Source organism: Collimonas sp. OK242 (assembly GCF_900107095.1).
Taxonomy (GTDB): Bacteria; Pseudomonadota; Gammaproteobacteria; order Burkholderiales; family Burkholderiaceae_D; genus Collimonas.
This window is the reverse complement of sequence record NZ_FNOR01000011.1, coordinates 1-22,361: the sequence shown is the minus strand read 5'-3', so window position 1 is coordinate 22,361 and position 22,361 is coordinate 1. Positions and strand designations below refer to the sequence as shown.

General features: G+C 59.1%; 20 protein-coding genes. 9 read left to right on the top strand and 11 right to left on the bottom strand.

All coding sequences use genetic code 11. The annotated features are described in order from the left end of the window. Positions 1–13 precede the first annotated feature (13 nt). The 7 genes from ssuD to BLV81_RS13470 all read left to right on the top strand — a co-directional run bounded on the left by ssuD (position 14) and on the right by BLV81_RS13470 (position 4,983). Positions 14–1,162 (top strand): FMNH2-dependent alkanesulfonate monooxygenase, encoded by a 1,149-nt coding sequence (gene ssuD / locus BLV81_RS13500; RefSeq protein WP_092357052.1) that lies wholly within the window; start codon positions 14–16, stop codon positions 1,160–1,162. A gap of 10 nt (positions 1,163–1,172) precedes the next feature. After that, positions 1,173–2,027, top strand: coding sequence for an aliphatic sulfonate ABC transporter permease SsuC (gene ssuC, locus BLV81_RS13495; RefSeq protein ID WP_092357049.1), 855 nt, complete (start codon positions 1,173–1,175; stop codon positions 2,025–2,027). 51 nt (positions 2,028–2,078) lie between these two features. Next, positions 2,079–2,939, top strand: coding sequence for an ATP-binding cassette domain-containing protein (locus BLV81_RS13490; protein WP_092357367.1), 861 nt, complete (start codon positions 2,079–2,081; stop codon positions 2,937–2,939). Between the two features lie 77 nt (positions 2,940–3,016). After that, complete coding sequence (locus BLV81_RS13485; protein WP_092357046.1) at positions 3,017–3,232, top strand: TOBE domain-containing protein; 216 nt, start codon at positions 3,017–3,019, stop codon at positions 3,230–3,232. Positions 3,233–3,294: 62 nt separating this feature from the next. Then, positions 3,295–3,510: a TOBE domain-containing protein gene (locus BLV81_RS13480; protein WP_092357043.1), complete on the top strand. Its 216-nt coding sequence runs from the start codon at positions 3,295–3,297 to the stop codon at positions 3,508–3,510. Between the two features lie 37 nt (positions 3,511–3,547). Next, positions 3,548–4,444 (top strand): EAL domain-containing protein, encoded by an 897-nt coding sequence (locus BLV81_RS13475; protein WP_092357040.1) that lies wholly within the window; start codon positions 3,548–3,550, stop codon positions 4,442–4,444. A gap of 2 nt (positions 4,445–4,446) precedes the next feature. Continuing rightward, positions 4,447–4,983 (top strand): RBBP9/YdeN family alpha/beta hydrolase, encoded by a 537-nt coding sequence (locus BLV81_RS13470; RefSeq protein WP_092357037.1) that lies wholly within the window; start codon positions 4,447–4,449, stop codon positions 4,981–4,983. A 69-nt stretch (positions 4,984–5,052) separates the two neighbouring features. On the opposite strand, the gene BLV81_RS13465 is transcribed toward BLV81_RS13470, so the two are convergent. From BLV81_RS13465 to sbnA, 10 genes are all read right to left on the bottom strand, one after another. After that, positions 5,053–7,284: a TonB-dependent receptor gene (locus tag BLV81_RS13465; RefSeq protein WP_092357034.1), complete on the bottom strand. Its 2,232-nt coding sequence runs from the start codon at positions 7,282–7,284 to the stop codon at positions 5,053–5,055. 92 nt (positions 7,285–7,376) lie between these two features. Continuing rightward, the gene (locus BLV81_RS13460; RefSeq protein ID WP_092357031.1) at positions 7,377–7,832 is read right to left on the bottom strand and encodes a ParB N-terminal domain-containing protein; all 456 of its coding nucleotides are present in this window, start codon (positions 7,830–7,832) and stop codon (positions 7,377–7,379) included. Further along, on the bottom strand, positions 7,825–9,048 hold the full coding sequence (locus BLV81_RS13455) for a type III PLP-dependent enzyme (protein ID WP_092357028.1): 1,224 nt from the start codon (positions 9,046–9,048) through the stop codon (positions 7,825–7,827). The genes BLV81_RS13460 and BLV81_RS13455 overlap by 8 nt, the downstream gene beginning before the upstream one ends. A 39-nt stretch (positions 9,049–9,087) precedes the next feature. Next, complete coding sequence (locus BLV81_RS13450; protein ID WP_092357025.1) at positions 9,088–9,855, bottom strand: HpcH/HpaI aldolase family protein; 768 nt, start codon at positions 9,853–9,855, stop codon at positions 9,088–9,090. Beyond that, positions 9,846–11,669 carry an IucA/IucC family protein gene (locus tag BLV81_RS13445; RefSeq protein WP_092357022.1) on the bottom strand — a complete coding sequence of 608 codons (1,824 nt, stop codon included), beginning with the start codon at positions 11,667–11,669 and terminating at the stop codon, positions 9,846–9,848. The genes BLV81_RS13450 and BLV81_RS13445 overlap by 10 nt, the downstream gene beginning before the upstream one ends. A 3-nt stretch (positions 11,670–11,672) precedes the next feature. Then, the gene (locus BLV81_RS13440) at positions 11,673–13,421 is read right to left on the bottom strand and encodes an IucA/IucC family protein (protein ID WP_092357019.1); all 1,749 of its coding nucleotides are present in this window, start codon (positions 13,419–13,421) and stop codon (positions 11,673–11,675) included. Positions 13,422–13,434: 13 nt separating this feature from the next. Then, positions 13,435–14,676, bottom strand: coding sequence for an MFS transporter (locus BLV81_RS13435; RefSeq protein WP_092357016.1), 1,242 nt, complete (start codon positions 14,674–14,676; stop codon positions 13,435–13,437). Positions 14,677–14,678: 2 nt separating this feature from the next. Continuing rightward, positions 14,679–16,484 carry an IucA/IucC family protein gene (locus BLV81_RS13430; RefSeq protein ID WP_092357012.1) on the bottom strand — a complete coding sequence of 602 codons (1,806 nt, stop codon included), beginning with the start codon at positions 16,482–16,484 and terminating at the stop codon, positions 14,679–14,681. Positions 16,485–16,489: 5 nt separating this feature from the next. Next, complete coding sequence (gene sbnB / locus BLV81_RS13425; protein ID WP_092357009.1) at positions 16,490–17,533, bottom strand: 2,3-diaminopropionate biosynthesis protein SbnB; 1,044 nt, start codon at positions 17,531–17,533, stop codon at positions 16,490–16,492. After that, positions 17,530–18,534, bottom strand: a complete 1,005-nt coding sequence (sbnA, locus tag BLV81_RS13420; RefSeq protein WP_092357007.1) for a 2,3-diaminopropionate biosynthesis protein SbnA — start codon at positions 18,532–18,534, stop codon at positions 17,530–17,532. Before sbnA ends, sbnB begins: the two co-directional genes overlap by 4 nt. 509 nt (positions 18,535–19,043) lie before the next feature. On the opposite strand from sbnA, the gene BLV81_RS13415 reads away from it, so the two are divergent. Together BLV81_RS13415 and BLV81_RS13410 are read left to right on the top strand one after the other, a co-directional pair. After that, on the top strand, positions 19,044–19,754 hold the full coding sequence (locus BLV81_RS13415; protein WP_092357004.1) for an aspartate/glutamate racemase family protein: 711 nt from the start codon (positions 19,044–19,046) through the stop codon (positions 19,752–19,754). 204 nt (positions 19,755–19,958) lie between these two features. After that, entirely contained in the window at positions 19,959–20,996 is a 1,038-nt protein-coding gene (locus BLV81_RS13410; RefSeq protein ID WP_092357001.1) for a dienelactone hydrolase family protein, read from the top strand. Positions 20,997–21,203: 207 nt separating this feature from the next. On the opposite strand, the gene hutH is transcribed toward BLV81_RS13410, so the two are convergent. After that, a partial coding sequence (gene hutH / locus BLV81_RS13405; RefSeq protein WP_092356998.1) for an HAL/PAL/TAL family ammonia-lyase occupies positions 21,204–22,361 on the bottom strand: 1,158 nt, incomplete at its 5' end.

Below are 22,361 nucleotides of genomic sequence, written 5' to 3'. Positions count from 1 at the left end.
TACGGAAGCAGTCATGAACGTTTTCTGGTTTATTCCCACCCACGGTGACAGCCGTTATCTCGGCACCTCGCAGGGGGCGCGCCCGGTCAATTTCGATTACATGAAGCAGATCGCGGTAGCCGCCGATACCCTCGGTTATGACGGCGTATTGCTGCCGACCGGACGCTCTTGCGAAGATGCCTGGGTGGTCGCCTCGAGTTTGCTCGGTTTCACCCAGCGCCTGAAATTCCTGGTGGCGGTCCGGCCCGGCTTGAGCACGCCAGGCCTGGCGATCCGCATGGCGTCGACTTTCGATCGCTTGTCGAATGGGCGCTTGTTGATCAACGTGGTTACCGGCGGCGACCAGGCCGAACTGGAAGCCGACGGCTTGTTCGCCGAGCACGCCGAGCGTTATGAAATTTCTTCGGAATTCCTGAAGGTGTGGCGCGGCGCTTTGTCTGGCGAGGGCGGCGAATCCGGTTACAACTTCATCGGCAAGCACATCAAGGTCAAGGGCGCAAAGACACTTTACCCGCCGGTGCAGAAACCATATCCGCCTTTATATTTCGGCGGTTCCTCGGAGCCGGCGCATGAGCTGGCCGCGGAGCAGGTTGATGTCTACCTGACCTGGGGCGAGCCGCCAGCCGCGGTGGCTGAAAAGATTGCCGACATTCGTGCACGCGCCGCCAGGCATGGCCGCACCGTGCGCTTCGGGATTCGCTTGCATGTGATCGTACGGGAAACCAATCAGGCGGCGTGGGCGGCGGCAGAGGATTTGATCAGCCATGTCGATGACGATGTCATTGCCAGGGCGCAGGCAGCGTTTTCCAAGATGGATTCGGAAGGACAGCGGCGCATGGCGGCTTTGCATGGCGGTCGCCGCGACAAGCTGGAAGTATCGCCAAACCTGTGGGCCGGCGTCGGCCTGGTGCGCGGCGGCGCCGGCACGGCGCTGGTCGGCGCTGCGGAAACCGTGGCGGCACGGATGCAGGAATATGCGGCGCTGGGCATAGACACATTCATTCTTTCTGGTTATCCGCATCTGGAAGAATCTTACCGTTTTGCCGAACTGGTTTTCCCGCTATTGGGCAAAGGGCGTGCGGCTAGCGGCGAGCAAGCGTTGACGGGGCCATTTGGCGAAGTGATTGCCAACGGCTTGCTGCCGAAAGCATCGCAAAGTTGAAGGAATTGATATGAGCGCAATCATTACAGCAGTGGACCCCATTGCTGAGCAGCAGTCGCAGCGGCCGCAAGCTGGCGCGGCGCATAAAAAAGCGAGCCAGGCTGCAGCGATTTGGAAAGAACGCCTGTTCCCTTGGTTGTTGCCGGTGGCTTTGATTTTGGCCTGGGAGTGTGCCGCCAAGGCCGGTTGGCTGTCGAGCCGGATCTTGCCGGAGCCATGGGCCGTGGCCCGCGCCGCCTGGTCGCTGGCGCTATCCGGCGAACTGTGGACGCATGTGCGGATCAGCGCCTGGCGTGCGATTTCCGGGTTTGCCGTGGGCGGCGGCCTGGGCTTGTTGCTGGGTTTGCTGACCGGGACGTTCAAGCAGGCGGAAACCCTGCTCGATACCAGCATCCAGATGATCCGCAATATTCCGGCGCTGGCCTTGATCCCTTTGGTGATCCTGTGGTTCGGCATCGATGAATCGTCAAAACTGTTCCTGGTCTCGATAGGTGTATTTTTCCCGGTGTATCTGAATACCTTTCATGGCATCCGTTCGGTCGACAAGGGTTTGATCGAGATGGCCAAGAGTTACGGCTTGTCCGGCTGGCCCTTGTACCGCGATGTGATCTTGCCGGGGGCATTGCCGTCGATACTGGTCGGCGTGCGCTTCGCACTGGGCCTGGTGTGGGTTCTGTTGATCGTTGCCGAAACCATTTCGGCGCAGGCGGGCATAGGCTACATGACCATGAATGCGCGTGAATTCCTGCAAACCGATGTGGTGCTGGTAGGTATCCTGCTCTACGCCTTGCTGGGCAAGCTGGCCGATATCCTGGCGCGCCTGCTGGAGCGTTACTGGCTGCGCTGGCATCCGGGTTACCAGTAGGGACGTCGTAAATGAGAGTTGGAAAAGATGAATGCGAAGGTGAGCGCGAAGATGCAAATTGATCCTGTTGAAAATGCCGAAGTCAACGCTGCCGTCCAGCTTGCAGTTCGGCTTGATGCTGGCCGTGGTGTCGGCATTCGAGTGCGCTCGGTATCCAAATCGTATGCCGGCCGGGAGGTACTGAAGACGCTCAATGTCGAGATTGCGGCCGGTGAATTCGTCGCCATCGTCGGCCGTAGCGGTTGCGGAAAAAGCACATTGCTGCGCTTGATCGCGGGGCTGGAACAGCCGGGCAACGGTGACATCGGCTTTGGCGCGCGCGGCGATAAGTTTGAAAACAAGCCTGAAATTCGCATCATGTTTCAGGATTCGCGTCTGTTGCCGTGGAAGCGCGTGCTGAACAATGTCGGCCTGGGTTTGCCGCGCGCCTCGCCGGCTTCGCTCAGAGCCTTGACCCAGGTAGGCCTGGAAGACCGTGCCGGCGAGTGGCCGGCGGTATTGTCCGGCGGCCAGCGGCAGCGGGTAGCGTTGGCGCGGGCGCTGGTGCATGAGCCGGACTTGCTGTTGCTGGACGAGCCGCTGGGTGCGCTGGATGCCTTGACCCGTATCGACATGCAGCAACTGATCGAATCATTATGGAAGGAGCGCGGGTTTACCGCGGTGCTGGTGACGCATGATGTGCAAGAGGCGATTGCCCTGGCGGATCGCGTGCTGCTGATCGAGGACGGTGAGATCACACTGGATGAACGGATCAGGCTGCAGCGTCCGCGGGCTCGCGGCAACCCGGCTTTTGCGCAACTGGAGGAGCGGATCCTGGCGCGCGTGCTGAAGCATCCGGCGCCGCAGTTTGATTCGGCGCTGGGCGATATCTCGCTGCAGCGGACGGTCAGCCAGGTTGGCTGGGCTATCTGATCCGGGCGTAATTTGAGTGTAATTCCGAAGTTGTTTTGACGTCATTTTGATGTGGCCGCATCACCAAAGGAGAAACCATGAGCATCCAGGCAATTAACGTCCGCAACCAGTTCCGCGGCAGGATACAGAGCATTACCGAGGACGAGGTGCTATCCGCGCTCGACATCGAAACCCCTTCCGGCATCGTTTCCTCCGTCATCACCACTCGCTCGGTACGCGATCTGGAACTGGTGGTCGGATCGGAAGTGGTGGCGCTGGTGAAGGCCACTGAAGTATCCATCGCCAAACTGTAATTCTTTTGCAATCAGAAAATTTCATTCACTCTTTATTCATTCGCATTTTTCAGGAAAAAACCATGACTATCCAAGCTATCAATGTGCGTAATCAGTTCAAGGGCAAGATCAGGGCAATCATCGAAGGCATCGTGGTGTCGGAAGTCGATGTCGAGACACCGGCCGGCATCGTCACTTCGGTGATCACTACCCGTTCGGTCAAGGACCTGGGACTGGTGATCGGCACCGAAGTGGTGGCGCTGGTAAAAGCTACCGAAGTATCGATCGCCAAGATCTGAGCCATCCTTCCGACTATTGATCATATCGAGACAAGCCATGTCCTTTCCCGCACTGGAGCAGTATCTGGCCCGTTTGAACGGCGCCAGGGATGACCCGAACCGCAACGATGTCCGTAGCGGGTGCCGAGTCTGGCTGGATGGCGGCGGACGCGCGCAGGGACGTTATTTCAATACCGCGCTGACCAGCGTATTCCAGCCCTTGCGCCGGATTGAAGCGGGTGCGGGTAAGGGCGCCATCGTCGGGTATGAGGGTTTTGCCCACAGCTATTCGGCCAGCGACAACGGCCTGTATCTGTGGAAATTGCTGGATCATGCGGCCAGCGACGACGAATCGATAGCACTGGATCGTCTGTGCCGCATGCTGCATTCGATCAATTTTTATCGGCAGGAAGATGCTGCGGCGGGCGATTTGTACCTGAGCGTACATGCACGTCTGCTGGCGGCGGTCGACAGCAATCACGGCATGGCGTTCCGGCGTATCCTGAACCTGCTCGGTTTACCGCATGACAGGATAGTGCTGCAGCTGCCGGCCATTACCGAGAACCAGGGCTGGCTGCTAAACTATGTGCTGGACAATTACCGGCGCAATCATTTCCGGCTGGCGGTGAATGCCGACGACGTGGCGCAAGCCGCGGCCTTGCTGGAAAGGGTGAAGCCGGATGTGATCAAGATCGATGCGCGCGGCGTCACGCATGATGAGCAGACTACGCGTCTGCTGGAAGTATGCGCGACACGCGGAATCCAGGTGATTTTCAAGCGCCTTGAAAAGCCGCGCGATCTGGAGGTGTTGCAGCAACTGGCAAGGATCAGCGCCCATCCCTTGCATGCGCAAGGTTTTTTGTGGGATCTGCCGCAGGCGGCGCTGCATGCATTCGCCGATTCACCGCCATTGCAGCAAGATGGCATATCGACAGAGACACTTGACAGAAATTGAACATGAATACGCTCTCATCGTTTCGTGTGTTGGTAGTGCCGGGGCTATATGGCAGCGGCCCGCTGCATTGGCAATCCCGATGGCAACGGCTGTATCCAACTTTCGAACGGGTTGAGCAAGCGCACTGGGATGCGCCGCTGCTGGAAGTCTGGTCGGAGCGCTTGCAGCAACAGTTGCGCCAGTCGGAGCAACCCGCTTTGGCGATCGCCCATAGCTTTGGTTGCCTGACTACGGTGCACAGCGCCCTGAACGAGATTCCGAATCTGGCCGGGGCCTTGCTGGTGGCGCCGGCCGATCCGGACAAATTCGACGTCAGTGAGGCGGTGAACGGACGCCTGCCGCTGCCGTCGATCGTGGTCGGCAGCCTCAACGATCCGTGGATGGAAAGCCGGCGCGCCCGTCACTGGGCGCAAGTCTGGGGCGCGGAATACGTCGATGCCGGCGCGCTTGGGCATATCAATGCCGAATCCAATCTCGGCGACTGGCTGTACGGCCAGTCGCTATTGCAGACTCTGGTGGGGCAGGTGGCGCTGGCGTAATTGCGCGCAGTATTTCCGTAATTCACTTAGTGCCATCTCTCGCATCTTCAGTTAAGTTGGCCGCCGCCTTTACCAGACATGGTTGTAACTTACCTTCAGCACCGCTCCCGGGGCGGGCAGGCGGCTGGTGTTGTTACTGTTGCGCATCAGCTGACTGTAAAGCGGATAGTAATGACGGTTGAGCAGGTTCTCTACACCGCCGCTGATAGTATCTTTCTTGCCAAGCTGGTAACGGCTGACAAGATCAAGTGTCGTATAGCTGCCGACTTCCCGGCGGCCAAAGCTGTTCTGGCCGTTCAGGCGATAATCCCGTGCCGCAAAATAGGTGGCCTGCAAGCGATTGCTCCAACGGCTGTTCGGTTTGTATTGAATATAGCTGGTCAGTTTCAGCGGCGGGATGCGATAGCCAGTCATAACCTGATCGCTGACAGCGTTTTGCGGCAGTTCGCGGCCGCGCATCCAGGTCATGGTGCCACCCGCACCCCACACGGAATCATCCGGCAAATAATCCAGGCTGCCTTCGACACCCAGGATTTTTTCGCTGGTACGCGTCAAGATCAGACCATTGTTGAAACTTTGCACATCACCCAGCTTGGAGCTTGTGTAAAACACCGCCAGCGAAGTCAGCATATTATCAAATGCGCCACGCCAGCCCAATTCATAATTGTTGGTTGTCACTGGCTCGAGATTGGACGACGCGATGTCGAAGCGCGGCGTTGCATTCCTGATCTGCAGGCCGATATCCGGTAGCTGGAAGCCTTGGCTGAACGAGGCGTAGAACTCTTGCTGTTTCACCGGTGAATAGGTAGCGCCGAGGTTCAGCAGCCATGAGCCGTAACTGACTGAACCGCCTTTGACCGCTTGCGGATTCGCTGCGCGGTATTGAGACAACGGGATGAAATCGTTGAACCTGGCATTGGCATGTTCATATCGCACGCCGCCTTCCACCGACCATTGCTGGTTGAACTTGTGCTGCAACTGGCCAAAGGCGCCGATGCTGCGGGTGGTCAGCGACGGCATGTAGGTCAGGGTGCCGATCTTGTTAAACACCAGGCCGCCGCTGGCGTCGTAGGCAGCCGGATCGAAAATGTTGGTGGGCATGTCGCTACGTTCCTGGTTAAAGTCCATGCCCCAGGTCAGTTGGGTTTTCTTGTCGGCAGTCAAAGGCGTCTTGAGCGTGACCCGGCTGCCAAGCACGCTGGTGTTCTGCATCACTTGATCCACATTGTTGCCACGGGTCGATACCGCACGTGCATCGAATGGCGGGAAACGCGTGAAAAAATCGCGATAATAAAGTTGGGCGGAGAGCGTGCTCCCAAAAAAATCCTGATGCTGATAATCGGCGCTTAACAAGGTATTCCTGATCTGGTTTTGATCCGCCAACTGCAAGCCTTTGATGGCGCGCGCAGTTGCCGTTCCTGCGGCTAGTTTGGCAACTGAAGGATCGGAGCCGTAATCAGTATCCTGACTAGCGTCGTAATGGCTGGCTGCAAATTGCAGGCGCTGATCACGATCGATGCGCATGCCGATTTTTCCGCCGATGCTATAAGCATTGCTATCGAACATATCGCCCTGGCTTGGTTCCGGCGCCAGACGATTTCCGCGGCCATCGTACGAGGCGCCGCTATGCTGCATGTCAATATCGAGTGCGTAGTCGATGATGCCATTGCTACCCGAAAGATAATGCTGAACCTGTCCACCCAGCCCATCTTTACCTAGACGGGATAGCGGCGATGTCGCTGAAAACGTGGTCTCGGCGTAGGGTTCGCCACCAGCCGGACGGGTTGTCACGTAGATAATGCCGCCGGTCGCACCACTGCCATAGATCGCACTGCTACCCCGCAGAACTTCGACTTGCTGAATGCTGGCAGGATTGATACTGGCCAGATTTCGAGCAGAATCCCGATTGGTATTGAGCGGAATACCGTCCACCAGCACCAGCATATTCCGGCCGCGCAGTGTTTGCCCGAAATCACTGACGGTGTGGCTGGAATCTGCCATGCCAGCTATGATTTTGCTCAACAGCGTAGCAAAACTGCCGGAGCCTTGACGTAGCTCCTCCAACTCTTCGTGCTCGATCACATTGACCTGACGCGTCGGGCGCATTAAATCGCTTTTTGTCCGTTGGGTGGTGACATCCAACGCTGTCAATTCATGTTCTGTTGTCGATGAAGATTGACGAGTTGCATCGGAGCTGATTTTTTTCTGATCCGATTCGGGCGGCGTTTGCGAGCATGCGGAGGAGGTTGAAAACGCTAGGGAAAGTGCGCTTGCCAATACGGAAAAACGAAATTGCGACATGGGTGAATCCCTTTTGAAATGCGGCCTCTAAACCAATATGCTGCGCAATAACGCGCAACCTGATTGCTGTATGGCCAATGAATTGAAAATATTTAAACTGGTAAAACTCCCGGCGCTGCCTGAGTGAGAAACGACAGCGAAATGCTGCAGGTCGGTGGCGGTGACTTGAAGCTGTGGCGGGTGGTTTTTGGCGGGTACAGTTCGCCGCTTCTGGCGCGCCGCAATATCTCCTGCGGAGTAACCACATAGCCTTGGCGCGTTGCGCTGACCTCGACCTGCGCATAGTCGAGCAGCAGGCACGGCACAAGCGCCAGTTTAAGGCGGCGCGCAGCCTCAAGCCGATGATGACCATCCATGACTGCCAGGCTGTGCCGTTCCAATGCGACCGGGATGCGCCAAAGTTGTTCGCGCAGGATCGTATCGGCCAGGAACAGTGCGTGCTCGGGATAATGTTGTTCGTTAGGGCGAATCTGTTCAAGCCGGACAAGATGGATGATCTCCTGCGTTGGCTGTGGCAGCAGCGTGTCCGGTGTGTCGAGTCTATTCATGGTCTCGGCTATCCGCTCCGGTATCCAGATACACCCGCTCGGGATGCGGGTGGCTCAAAAAATCGTGATGAGAGATATGCCAGCCGTAGGCGCCGGCCAGCAAGAAGGCCACGCAATCACCTGCGCGCAACTGGTCGACATGGGCATCGCGCGCCAGCGTGTCTTTCGGCGTGCACAGTTCGCCGCACAGGGTGATCGGGGCATTCCGTACGGTCGGGCGTGCAAATGGATAGGCCCATGCTTCGCGCGCCAGCACTGTGAACGGATGATTGTGCTGCCACGATACCGGCAAGCGGAAATGGTGCGAGCCGCCGCGCAGAATCGCAAAATGTTTGCCGTGGGTGGTTTTGACATCAGTCACGTCGGCCAGGTAATAGCCGCAATCGGCGGTGATGAAACGACCGCACTCGAAGACGATCCGAAAGCCGGGCCGATGCATCGCGATAAGTGCCGCCAGGCCAGTGCAGAAATTTTCCCAGTCGAACTGGGCGTGCGGGTGGGCATGGTTTGCGCCGTAGTTGACGCCGATGCCGCCACCGACATTAAGCCATTCAAACTGCAATCGGTAGCGCTGTTGCCAGTCTTGCGCCAGCGTCAGGTAATGCGATAGCAGCGCCAGGTGGCTGCGTGCGTCCAGGTTGTTGGAGATTGCGTGCAGATGCAAACCCTTGAGGCGGATTCCTGGCAAGCTTCGGGCCAGCGCGATCATGGCCGGGATCTGCGCTTCTTCGATGCCGAACTGGGTCGGCTGGCCGCCCATGCGCAGCGTTGCCTTGGCATCTGCCGGCAGTTGTGCCGGATTGACCCGCAGCAGGATGTCGGCGACCTGATTGCGGCGCCGCGCGATCCAGTCGAGACGGCGTAACTGATGCTCGCTTTCGACGTGAATCAACATGACCCGCTGTTCCAGCGCACCTTCCAGTTCAGCGTCGGTCTTGCCGGGGCCGCCGAACACTATCGGTACATTGCCGTCGATGGCGCGCACGCTTTCAATTTCGCCCAGCGAAGCGACTTCAAAGCCGTCAGTGCGGTGTAATAGGGTTTGCAGGATCGGCGCGTCGCTATTGGCCTTGATCGCGTAGAACAAACTGCAATGCGGCGGCAGTACCTGGCGCAGCATTTCGGCGCGCTGGCGCAAATGCGCCAGATCGTATAAATAGGCGCAAACCGGCTCTGTGCTGCTGTCCAGATAATTGCGCAGGTGTTGGTGTTTCATAGGCTGACTCATGGATTGATTCACGGAGCGATTCATTACTTAAAGATCTTTCATTTGATGTTGCTTCAAATGTGCGGCCATGGCGCGCCGGGCGATACCCCGGTCGTCGCCGAGGACGAACATGCGCACCTGGTCCCGATGCGCCGCTTGAGCATCTTCCGGCGTACGCGGCAATGCGCAAAAGCTTTTGCCGCAACCTTGTGCCGCCTGCCGTATGCGCGCCAGCGCTGCCGTGACCTGCGGATGACGGGTTTGCCATGGCAGGCCGAGCGACTGCGACAGATCGGCTGCTCCCTCCAGCAAAATGTCGATGCCGTCGACGGCGGCGATGGCGTCGGCCTGCATCAACCCTTCAATATCCTCGATCATCGCTACTACCAGCGTAGCCGCGCTTGCTGCATTCATTGCTTGTGCCAGGTCGTCACGACCGTAGCGACTGTGCCATGTACTGTTCAAACCGCGCTCGCCGCGTGGCGCAAAATGGCAGGCGCGCACCGCCGCCTGCGCGTCATGCGCCGAGCGGATACGCGGAAACACGATGCCTTCGGCGCCCGCATCCAGCGCCTGGACCACCTGCTGCAGGGCAGCTACCCGGACCAATGCAGCGATGCTGCTGGCGCGCGCCGCCAGCAGCATCGCTGCCAGTTGTTCTGGACTGGTCAAGGTGTGCTCCAGGTCGATCACCACGAAATCGTAACCAGCCGCCGCGATCAGTTCTATGCTCAGGGCGGTCGGGGTTGAGCAGAACAGGCCGTAGATTGGATTGTTCTGTGTTTCGCTTTGCTGCAGCCGGGTTTTCAGGGACATGGCGGTTTCGCAAAGTGCGCTAGCGGATTAGGCGTGAGCCGGGTGCGCAAGCGAATTTCTGGCTGGAAACGGCGGCTGGCCAGCAATTCGATCGCGACGGTATCGGCAAAACAGTCGAACAGGGCGAAGCGCGCCGCCTGTTCCGGATGGCGCAGCTGATGGGCGTGCAACACGTTGGCGGTAATTTGCCAGAACCGGCGTTCGGGCATGTCGTAGAAACGCGCGAACAGCCATGCAAGTTCCGCCAGGTTGACAAAAAACAAAGCATCGAAAGTGAAGTCACGCAGCTCTTCGGCGTCGCTGGTTTGCAGGAAGGAATTGGGATTGACGCGAGCGTGTTCCGCAGGGGCGGCGGTGAGTGCCGGCGCCGGGCCGGACAATAGCGCCGTGCTGAAACGTACGCCGTCGTGGAAATCCTTCAACGCTACGCGTGAAGGTAGCCCGTCGGCGTGCAACAGAATCATGTTCTGGGCATGCGATTCCAGCGCCGTGCCGTGCCGCCACAGCAAATGCAGTACGGGCAGCCAGGCCCGTTCGATCAAGCGTTGCAGCCATTCTTCCGGGCCGTAACGCTGCACCCACGGGTGGATCAAAGGCAGGCCATCGGCATCGATGTGTAGCACGGCAGTCATCGGCACTGCGGCTTCGTTCAGCAGCAGATGCTGGTGCACGCTTTCGCGCCAGATGCATGCCAGTGCGCCATACTGGCCCTGGGCCGGGGCCGGCGCGGTAAAACTGACGCCAGCCACTTCGCGCAGCAGCACCGGACGCGCCAGGGGCGACGGCCAGTCGGTACCGGCGACCAATGCTTGCAGCCAGTCGCTGATGGGCGCTGCATTTTGCACCGTGTGCGGGGCCAGCACACGCGAGGTCGAGGTGTTGACCAGGTTCATCGATAGCTTGAGCGATAGCTGCCGGGGCTCGCTGGCATTGCTCAAGGTACGGATCGACTGTTGCGGCAGATAGCGCGCCAACAACGGCCCCAGCGCCAGCAACTCGCCGCGCGCCAGCGCCTGATGACAGGTCGGCAGTATCACCTCGTTCCATTGCCAAGGGTGGACTGGCAGCGGCAGATAGTCCTCGGGGCGCAGGCCGCGTCGGATCAGTTCATCGCGAAATTGCCGGTAATCGGCGTCGCTGAGCAAGTTGCTTGCCGGCGTTGCGGATGTGGGGGCGAGCGTAGCACTGACCGTCCAGCGACAGCGGCCGCGGCGCACCGCCAGCAGTATTGGCACCACAGCGCTGGCGATTTCAGGTGCGTAGGCGGCATTGTCTTCCAGCGTGAAGCCGAGGCGCGATTTATAGCTCGGGTGGTAGGGATGGCCATCGCTTAGGCGTGCCTCCAGCGTGTCGTAGTCAGCGCCGCGCAGCACGTTGCCGCTGCGCGAATACAGGGTGTGCGCATCCTTGATCTGGGTCGCCAGCAATTCCGCTGCAAACTGTTCGAGCCGCGCTGCATCGGCGTTCAGCCATGGCGCGATTTCGGCCAGAAACAGCGCCGGATCGCTGGCCTCCTCGGCAATTGTCTGGCCATTGCCGTCATTGCCACTGTAGCGCAGCAGCGGCGTCGTCACCCGTATGCGGCCAAAGCTGAAAGTGCGTTGCGCCTGACATTGATAGGTGACCGTAGCGCCGTCGTTGCGGAGGCCGGGCACCGTCAGTGTATTGTCCTGTCCATCTTGCCCGTCCTGCCATTCAACGTGCGGCAAGGCATTCTCGAACAACAGGGCTTCCAGCAGTTGGCGCAGAACGCGGCGGCTGGCTTGTCGATAGGCCCGGCTGTCGATCAGATTATGATATTCGGTTGGATGCATGGCTTATCTTTGAAAACGGTGAAGGGGATTGGCGATCCTGACCCAGATCGGGCGTTCGCCCTGCTGGTGAAAGCTGCTTAGCATGTTGGCCTTGGCTGGCAGCGTGGGATGCTTCAGCAATTGCTGCGCCAGCGGTATTTCGCTGGCTTGCAGGCGTTGCGCCGTGTCCTGCCACAATGTCGCTTCCTCGATCAGTCCGGTGCGCCCGAGGCAGGCGATCATATGGCCGATGTGATTGACCAGGACGTAATACTGGAAGCGATGCCAGGCCTGTTCGTCGTCGTACAGCGCCGGGCTGTCGGCCGAGAGGCGGTCGCAGAACGGGAAGCGCTGGCGGCTGATGCTGGCGCCCTCCATGTCGCGCGCGTAGCCGCGTGCCGGCCAGCCGTCGCGGAAAGCCACCATCGTATTTTGCAGATGCGCTTCCAGGCTGATGCCATAGCCTGAGAACAGCTGCAGCAACGGCAGCAGGGTGACGTCCAGGTAACGCTGCCACCATTGCCGGACCAGGGCCGGATCCAGCTCGCCGTGTGAAGATTCCGCTGCTGCCTGGCGCAACAGCGCGAGTAGCGGGATCTCACCCTCGGCGGGCTCTTCCAGTAGCGCGGCAAGCACCTGGATCTGTTCAGCTTCGGCCTCCGGCATGGCTTGCCGGTACACGACCGCGCTGGCTGCGCGCATTGCTTCATCGCGCAATTTCAAGGTCTGGCTACCCAGTTCCGGCAGAATATGGAAGGTCGTTTGTTCACGCACGTGCGGCGGCAACAGCGTCAGCGCCAGGCTGGCATCCAGCGCCCGGACTACCTGCTCGGTCGGGTTGTTGCGGATGAAATTGGTAATGCGAATATTCAGCGGCAGTTTGAGAAACATGTTCTGACCGGGGAGCCATACGGTGCGCACGGAAGAAGTCGGCCAGGCCAGTTCGCCCAACGGCCCAAGCGAGATGATGGCAGCGCTTTTTATCAACAGCGCGATTTCTGGCAGAGCCAGCAAATAGTTAGCCTGCCAAGGATGGCAAGGCAACAGCCGGTATTCGCCATCGACTAGCAAACCTTCGGCGAAACTGGCAACTGCGGGATCGATCGGCATCGCTTTGCGATTCACGCCGTGCACCTCTAGCAGGCCAGCCGTCACAGCGAAATAATGCAGGCGGAATGAGGCGCCAAGCTCTGGCGCATAACGTAGCATGTCGTCGTCGCTGAAACCGTCTGACGCCTTGGACGTGACATGGAAGATGTGGCCGAAACGCATGCCCTGTTCGGCCGCCACGAACGGCGAGCGGGGTGGCTGAGGCACATGCTGATGAAAGCGGCGCACCTTGCCGACGCTATTGCGCATCAGTGCCTGCAGGCGGCCGCTGCAGCGTTCTGCCTCGTCGCTTGAGTCTTCACTGAGGCTCGCGAGCGTATCGGCGATCAAGTCGGTCAGAGGGGTAACGTCCTTCAGTGGCCGCCAGTCGCCATTGCGTCCGATCCAGGCGAACGGCGCCACGCGATGATAGCCAATCAGCGAGAAGTAATTGAGCGCACCAGCCAACTGATAGCCGGTCTCTGCGAATGACACGAGATACGGCATCAGTCCGGCCTCTCGCCAGGCGGCAAACTGAGGCTGTAAGGCTTCTGGCTCGGTATCTCTTGAAATAAGCCGCGGGTCGGCACAGCCGGTTTCCCGGCAATAGGTATTGAGGTATTGCTCCAGCAGGCGCCGGTCGATAGCACTAAGGTATGGTGGATGCGGCAGATGTGAAAACATCGGAGTCCTTTCTTTAACTTTGCAGAGGAGAGGCCAGAGCCGCCGGGCGGCCGCTGAGGACCAGCAGCCCCGCGCTCAGAAATAGTGCGGCCACCGCCCACAACAGATGGATCGGCGCCAGGATCGGCAGTAGTAGCATGCTCAGCAACGGGCCCAGCATTTGGCCAAGCACCATGAAGCTGCGGCTGATTCCGGTGAGGTGGCCATAGGCGGAGGCCGGCAATTGACGGCTGCAGGCCAACAGCATCGACTGCATCAGCGCGGCGTAGCAGGCGCCTTGGAGGATGCGCAGCAGCGCCACCAGCCAGAGTTGATCGGCGATCGTCAAGAGCCCCATGGCCAGTGCGCAAGCGCCAGCCGCCAGAATGAAATGACGGCGCGGTTCGCCGCGGTCGCCGAGATGGCCCCACAATGGGCTGGCCAGCATGGTCGCCAGCCAGCCCAGCGCGTGCAGCGTTCCCGTCTTGCTGGCTAGTGCGCCGGCATGTGGAAAACGCGCCGCAATATACAGTGCGAAAACGTTGATCAGCGCAAATCCTGCCGCTTGGGTCAGGCACACGGCGAGCATCCAGCGGCGCAAGTCACGATCGGCCAGCACGCTACGCAAACCTGAAAATTGCACCGGTCCCGAGGCGGCAGCCTTTGGCGGTTCGCTCAGTTGGCTCCAGAGTATTCCGCCAGCCACACCGGTCGCCAAGGCGCTGGCAGTCAGTAGCGGCCTGAGCGACCAGTAATCCAGCATCATGCCGCCCAGCACCGGACCGGCCAGCGCACCGCAGGCGATCGCACTTTCCTGCAGGCCGAGAGAGCGTCCGCGCGATGTGTCGTTGCTGACATGGCCGATGAAGGCGGTGAGCACTACACCGATGGTGCTGACGCCCTGCAGCAGCCGGCCCAGCATGAAACCGGTAATACCGGGACTCAATGCCATCAGCAACATGCTTACAATGAACAGCGTCAGCGATACCAGCAGCATGCGCCGATAGCCGAAACGGTCGCACCACTTGCCGGCGTAGGGCGCGAAGCATAGTGTGCCTAGCCCCGGCGCCGCCAGCGCCAGGCTGCTCCAGCGGGCGGCGCCGGCCACATCGATCACATCCGCCGTATTGGCCGGTATCAGCGTTGCGACATACAAGGGCATGATCGGCACCAGCATCATGAGGCCGAGCGTGGTCACCGCTTGACAGGTCAGGAGCAATGCCAGGTTGCGGGAATTTGCGCCTGCGCTTCTGCCTGTTTTTTTAGCCGGACTCATGCTCATGCTGCATCACTGAAGGGATTGCCGATGCGCCCCATTGCACTGGGCATGCCAGTGCTGAAGTTGGCGCGGCCAAGCAACGGCGCCAGTATTTGCTTGAATGGCCAGTCGGCTTGATCCAGCAGCAGCTCCCTGGTCTGGCGTGCGATCCGTGCCGGTAGCGGCACGCACGCCAGGCAATCTTCCAGCGCGATGCGGACAAGTTGCCAGCCATGCGCCTCGTCCCGTCCATAATGCTCGGACAGTGCGGCCAGGATGGCGTACAGGTTGACCTCGATTGCCAGCGTTTGCAGGTAGCTCAGCAGTGCGCGCGGGTCGTTCAGTTCCAGCGTATTGGGCGTGCTGCGATCAATCACGTACGCCGGTATCTCGACGTTTTGCGCCTGCATCAGCGGCGGACAGATGCGCAAGGTGTCATGATCGCGCAGCAGCAGCGAGACAATTTTCTGCCCGCGGCAAGCCAGTACCACGTTTTGTCCGTGCAGCTCCGGCATCACACCTTGCGCCAGGCAGCGCAGACCCAGTTCCAGCAGCATGCGGGCGATATCGCCGAACAACGTCCATGCCGCCGCTTCGTGAGCCGAGGCGCCCAGAAAGTGTTCAAATGCCGGCAAGATGCCGCTGGCGGTCGACACCGGCAAGGCTGCCATCGGAATCAGAGTGGTGTCGGGTAATGTCGGATACCTCCGGATCAGGCAGGCCAATTCGCCCGGTTCAGCTGCAAGTGCACGTTCTTGCGTATGTTCTTGCGCATTTGTCTGGCCGTTTTCTTGTGCATGCTGCTTAAGCGCCCACCAACGATTTTCGTCGCACAACAAAAGATGTGCGGCCAGCCAGACGTCGCGCTGGCGTAGCTGTTCGAGGCAAGCACTGGCCAGCATGCCGTTGTGCAGGTAGCGTGGTGGCAGCGTGCGCACCGCGCCCAGCGCGTTAACCGAAAGCGCAAGCTTCAGGTGAGTGTCTGGGAATCCGCTGACAGCGAGCGAACGGAGCGAGGCGGTTGGCGTTGCCGTTCCCGGGCCGCTCCCGAGATCGATGCAGGTACTCAATACCGATGCTGTAGTGCTTTGCTTCAACCACGCCCATTGCCATGGATGAACCGGGAGCCACAAATAGGCATCGCTGTCAGCATCGCAAGTGCGGGCTTTGGCGACCAGCGCATCTTGCTGCGCCGTGTCTAGCAGAGCTTCAGCCAACGGCTGGCCGGCGCAAGTAGTCCCGCAGATCTGATCGCGCGGTACCGCGACCCATTGCAGCACCAGAGCGGCCATGGTCTCGGCGGCGTAGGAACTGCCATCCAGGCTGCCCCAGTCCTTGGCGCGCGCCAGCGGATGGAAGGGCCGGTCTTTCAGGCAGCTCAAGGCTTCCCAGCTCAGTAGCTGGTTCGGCGTCGTCGCCAGCCGGGCCAGGATGGCCGGTTCGCGCTCTGCAGCGAAGGCAGCTTGTCGATAAGCCAGGCGGAAGAAGCGGGCGCAGCGGCCCAGCCGGTCTTGCCACCAGTCCGCGGTTTGCAATATCTCGACTGCCTTGACCGGTTCCAGTTCGATAGCGAGCGTTGCAGTTTGCAATACCGCCGCGCGATCCGTGACCCGGAACGGGCGCAGGCCGCCGGCCCGGCTGCCTCGCCAGTGCAGCGAGCGAGTGCTGTCGAGTACAACTTCCAGCATCATCGCGTCCTCGCTGTCATTGGCAACAGGATGGAAAATGCAGTGAGTGCGAAAGCCATACAGGTCTTCCAGCCAGAGCGCGTCAAGCAGGTCCTGGGCTAGCCGTTGCCGGTAAGGATGTGGGGAGGTTGCGTGCATACGCTTCAGCCGTATAGCGGCAGTCGGGTGCCAACGCCGCCGGCTTGCGCCAGTTGGTAGAAATGGCGTGCGCACACCAGATCGTCGAGCGCCATGCCCATCGGATTGAGCAGGATGATTTCATCGTCGCTTTCACGGCCGGGCTTCTCGCCGATGACGATCTGGCCCAGTTCGGCATGTAATTTCTCGCGACTGAAGCGGCCTTCCAGCACCAGCTGGTTGATGATTTTTTTCTCGCGGTTGGATTGGTCCCAATCATCGACCACTACCTTGTCAGCCTTGGCATAGACGTCCTTATGGACATCCATGATCGAGACATTGCTGACGAAGGCGCCAGGTTTGAGCCAGTCGAAAGTCAGATAGGGCGCGTCGGCCACGGTGCATGTGACGACCACCTCGGCTGCCCGTACCGCAGCTTCAGCCGACGCCGCGCAGACGCAAGCGATGTGAGGGAAACGCTCTGCCAATGTGGTCGCCAGAGCATCGGCGGCGGCTGGCGACAGATCGAACAGATGAAGTTGGGAAATCGACGGAAACTGCTCCAGCAGCGTCAACATCTGCATCCGCCCGATCGGGCCGCAGCCGATGCAGGCGACCTCGGTAAAACCTCTGCGCGCCAGGTGACGGGTGGCGACGGCGGTGATGGCTGCGGTACGCATGCCGCTGATCAGCCCGCCTTCCATCAGTGCGATCGGATAATTGGTTTGGGCGTCGTTCAGGACAATCACGGCGCTGGCGCGCTCCAGTCCGAAGCGCGCCGGGTTGTGCTGGCGGCTGCCGATCCATTTCAAACCGGCCACTGCTTGTTCGCCGCCCATATAGCAGGGCATGGCGATGATGCGGTCGGCGATGTGGTCGGCGCCCGGCCAGCGCAGGTAAGGTTTGAGTGGTTGCACGTAGTCGCCACGGGCATGTGCTGCCAGGCCGGTGCCGATCGCATTGACGTAAGGTTGCGAGGTACCGCCGCCGAGAGCTACCAGGTCGGCACGGCTGAGATAGAGCAGGTGTGGAGCAGGGGAGGTTGAGAGCGCAATGGTAGTGCTGGTCATATTGTTTGTCCCGTAGTGGCGTTGATGGAAATGTCGGTGGTGCGGATCAAGTGACGTTCTTGCATGCGTGCCAGCCAGTCATCGTCGTAGACGGTATCCAGGTAGCGGTCGCCGCGGTCGGGCAGGATGGTCAGGATGCGGGCTGGCCGGGACAGGCCGGCGGACAGGTGCTGGATGGCGGCGATGACCGAGCCGGACGAGCCACCGGCAAAAATGCCTTCGCGTGCCACCAGCTGGCGGCAGGCAGTGGCAGACTGGTAGTCGTCGATATGGATGACCTGCGTAATTTCATCGCGCTGCAAAAGCTCGGGCACGCGGCTGGCGCCGATGCCAGGCAGATCGCGCGGATAGGGCGGCGTACCGAACAGCACCGAGCCGACTGCATCGACGGCGACGATCTTCAGTTCCGGCCAGGCTTCGCGCAAGCGGCGGGCGATGCCGTGCAAGGTGCCGGACGTGCTTACCCCGAGCACCAGGTAGTCAGCCGGACGGTCCAGCTGCCGCAGTATTTCTTCGCCTTCGCCGTGGTAGTGGCTTTGCCAGTTGCGCTTATTGGCGTACTGGTTGATCCAGACTCTGTTCGGCTGCTCATGCAACAAGTGCTTGACGCGCTTGATGCGCGTTTCCAGATAACCGCCCTGGCTATCTTTTTCGGTGACGATGTCGACCTTGCCGCCGTAGCAGCGGATGATGTGCAGGTTGGTCGGGGATATCTTGGGATCGACGACTGCCGTAAAAGACAGGCCGTGGATCCGGCACACCATGGCCAGGGCGATGGCCAGGTTGCCGGAAGAGCTTTCGACGATATGCGCATTCGGCCGGATCGAACCCTCGGCCAGCCCGCGCTCGACGATATAGCGCGCCGGCCGGTCCTTGACGCTGCCGCCGGGATTGGCCATTTCCAGCTTGGCCAAAACCTCACAGCGTGGATCGTCGAATAGACGAGACAAGCGGATGATCGGCGTATTGCCGATGCTGTTCAGGATGCTGTGATGGACCATTTCGTTTCTCCGTTGAGAAATTTAGTTAATACGAATAATAATGATTACCATTTACAAAGTAAATGAAAATTTCCCAATGCAAATGAAAATTTCTGAATGAGAAGAAATCGAGGGCGGGCTTAGCGAGTATGCGGTGTTGGCGTGAGCGGCGGGTGCTGCTTGCTTAACGATGCCCAATAGCCTTGCAAAAGCAGAGTTTCAAAGCTGGGGGGGCGAGGACCACATGTGGCTATACCTTTTGTGTTGAAATGAGAAGTGCTCCTGACGACTTCGATGTCAGTCAAACGACAATTGACACGGCGGCGATCGATAATATTATCGACTTCATCAGTCACACCACAATTCATTTGAACTAAAGTGCAAGTGACACAAAGGGCAGGAGTCGGCGGCGGATTCAACTGGTCGATGCATTATAACTATAACCAGAAAGGTAAATAATTAGCAAAAATTCTAATCGCCTGCCATATAATTTTTTTTATTCGACAGAAAGTGAAAGGATTCCTTTGCCTATGCCATTACATATTGGGATTGTTGGATGCTCCGCTGAGGGTGCCGCGCTTTGCTACCGTACAATTTGTGCAGAGGGAGCGAAATTACTCGGTCCATATGCTCACCCGGAAGTATCAGTTCACACACATTCGTTGGCCGACTATGTTGAATGCTTGAATCAAGGGGACTTGGAGGGCGTTGCGGAACTTATGTTGTCATCCGCAAGAAAGCTCGCCGCCGCGGGCGCTGACTTCCTAATATGTCCAGACAATACAATTCATCAGGCCTTTGCTACAGTGAAGAAAAAATCGCCCTTACCCTGGCTTCATATCGCGGAAGTGGTCGCTGCCGCGGCTGTGATGCGCGGCTTTCAGCGATTAGGCATCACCGGAACACGCTGGTTGGTCGATAGTTGCGTTTATCCCGACGCCCTAGCGGCAAGGGGCCTGGATTTTGTGCGGCCCAGCGATGATGAGCGTGCCGTGATAGGGAGAATCATCATGGATGAATTGGTCCATGGCATTTTCAAGCCAGAAAGTGTGGCTAGTTTTCAAAGCGTCATCGAGCAACTAAAGAACGATGGGTGTGATGCCGTTGTCCTGGGGTGCACAGAAATTCCATTGATCATCAACGATTGTAATTCGTCGTTGCCAACGTTGGATTCAACTCGGCTGCTAGCTCTTGCCGCGCTTGAAAAGGCCACAGGTAAAGCCTCAATGCTTGCTTCATAAGGCACAGATGGCCGCTCATCTGAAATGACAAACTAACCGTATGAGCAAGTTCACATTTCTACGTCCTCTTTGGAGACGCGCTTTTGGCGGCTAGGGGCGAATTCGGTCATGCGCGAATGACAGAGTCCGGCCAGAAGGAGCCATTCGACAAGAGCTGCCTGGCGATGGACAATCAGTGTTCGGATACGACTACGCGGAAAACTCATGAGGTGTCTGTTAAAAACCAGCTTGTTGCGTCAGTTGTTCGCAATCAGCCTTGCCACAGCGGTTGCATTGCCAGTACTGGCTCAGGAAATCTACAACGACCTCGCCTCCAGGCCGTCCGGAAGAATCTATTTCAACAGCGTCACCCCGAAGAGCAAATGGGAGCTAGTCCGTCGTAAGTACGGCAGGAAGCCAACGACCGTTTGGGGCATGCTGTACATGCCCGAGAGCGTCCAAGGCAGAGTTCCCGCCATGGTGATCTCCCACGGGTCAGCGGGCGTACAGGAAAAGGACATCGACCGCTGGGTACGTGCGTTCAACCAGATGGGAATCGCAGCGTTCGTGGTCGACTCGTTTGGCGGGCGCGGGATTACTGGCACCATGGATGACCAATCGCAATTGAGCCCTGCCGCCAACGACGCCGATGCGCTATTTGCCTTGAAACTGCTGAGTACGGATCCGCGTATCGATCCGCAAAGAATCGGGCAGATCGGATTTTCACGGGGTGGGCACGTTGCGATGGATATGGTGCTCGAATCGTTCCGAAAAGGTGTCATCGACGACGATACACGGTTCGTTGCACTGATTGGTTTCTACCCCGGATGCACTCAACTCTGGTGGGAGGTCCCGCCACCTCCGTTGACAGGGGCACCGTTGATGCTGGCCGTGGGCGAGAAGGATGACTACACACCAGCGCAGCCATGCCTCAATGCCGCGGACACTATGAAGCGAGATGGACAGTCGGTGGAGGTGCACGTGTACCCCGGGGCTTATCACGATTTCGACAATACGCACGTCTACTTCAAGTACTTTCCCGGTGCCACGACGCTCCGCGATTGTCCCCAGGCTATCCTCGACGTTCGGCACGATGCGTATTACCGACTGCTGACCGGCGAGAAATACGCCAGCTTCCAGGCTATGGTTGCTGAATACAGGCGCTGCATTGCTCGAGGCGTCTCAGCTGGCTCCAGTCTCGATCAAGGCAGAAAATCCGAGGCTGATGTAAAAGCGTTTTTGACGAGGGCAATGGGGTTGTAGCGATGGGGCTCTGTTTCCGTGGAAGCGGCCGGGTTCGCTGGCGGATTGCTGTTCTTCAAACTCAGTCTATCAGCGATAAAATTTGTCCCCTTATTCACGGTTAAGTCTGAGCAATTACAATTGAGGAACAGTTGCAGCTTAGCTGGCCGCAGGAAGCCGATACCGTACTTCCCGAGGCGCTAGCCACCTTGGCCCGGCTATTCTTTATCAGGCAAACTTGCCAATCTGCTTAACCACCGCATTACGCACCGAACCGCTCACCACAAACGACTGCGCCACCACGATATCGTTGTGGAACCAGCGATCGCCTTCCAGGCAAGCCGGAATCTGGCGGCGGATTTCCTGATACGCCGCTTGCGTTCCCTTGCCCAGCACGAAGCCCGGCAGCAGATCTTCCGTCATGGTCAACGCCTGCGCCGCCAGCAGCATCTCGACGCCGATGATGTATTGCGTATTGGCCACCACCGTCGCCGCCTTGCGCGCGCACCAGGTCGAGTTCGAGACGTGGTCTTCGCTATTGCCCTTGGCCGGAATGCTGTCGACGCTGCCGGGCATGCACAGGGTGCGGTTTTCCATCACCAGCGAACTCAGCGAACATTGCACCACCGGATAACCGGTGTTGACGCCACGCACGCCGCTCATCAGATTGCGCGGCAAGCCCCACGACAGGGTCGGGTCGATCAGGCGCGCGACACGGCGTTCGCAGATGCTGCCCAGGTCGGTAATCGCCATGGCCAGCAGATCCATCGCTTGCGCCAGGTATTGGCCGTGGAAATTACCGCCGGAGATGATTTCAAAGCCGCCGCCTTCCTTGTCGAAAATCAGCGGGTTATCGGTAGCCGAGTTGATTTCCTTGTCGACGATATTGTCGATATAGTCGAGCGCATCGAATACCGGGCCGTAGACCTGCGGCGCGCAACGCAGCGAATACACATCCTGGATGCGCGCGCTGTAAGGGATATCGGTACGGCGCGTTTCTTCCGGAAACTGCACGGCCCGCGCTTCATGCGTGGTGCGGGTCGACCCCGACAGCAGATTGCGGATGATGGCGGCAGTCTTGATCTGGCCGGCATGCGGACGGGCTTGCTGGATGCGGTGGTCGAAAGCCGCCATTTCAGCGCGCATCGCCTCCAAAGTCAGGCCCAGCGACAGACAGGCGTCGCTCAGCAGATTGCGTGCATCGTGCGCGACCAATACCGCTACCGCCAGCGAAGCGGTGCAGCCGTTGATCAGGGCCGAGGCATCCTTGGCTTTCAGGTCGAACTTGACCGGGCCGACGCCGGCCTTGGCAATCGCTTGCGGCGCGCTCATGCGCTGGCCTTGGTACATCACTTCAGCTTCGTCAAAGCCGGCAATCGCCGCCGC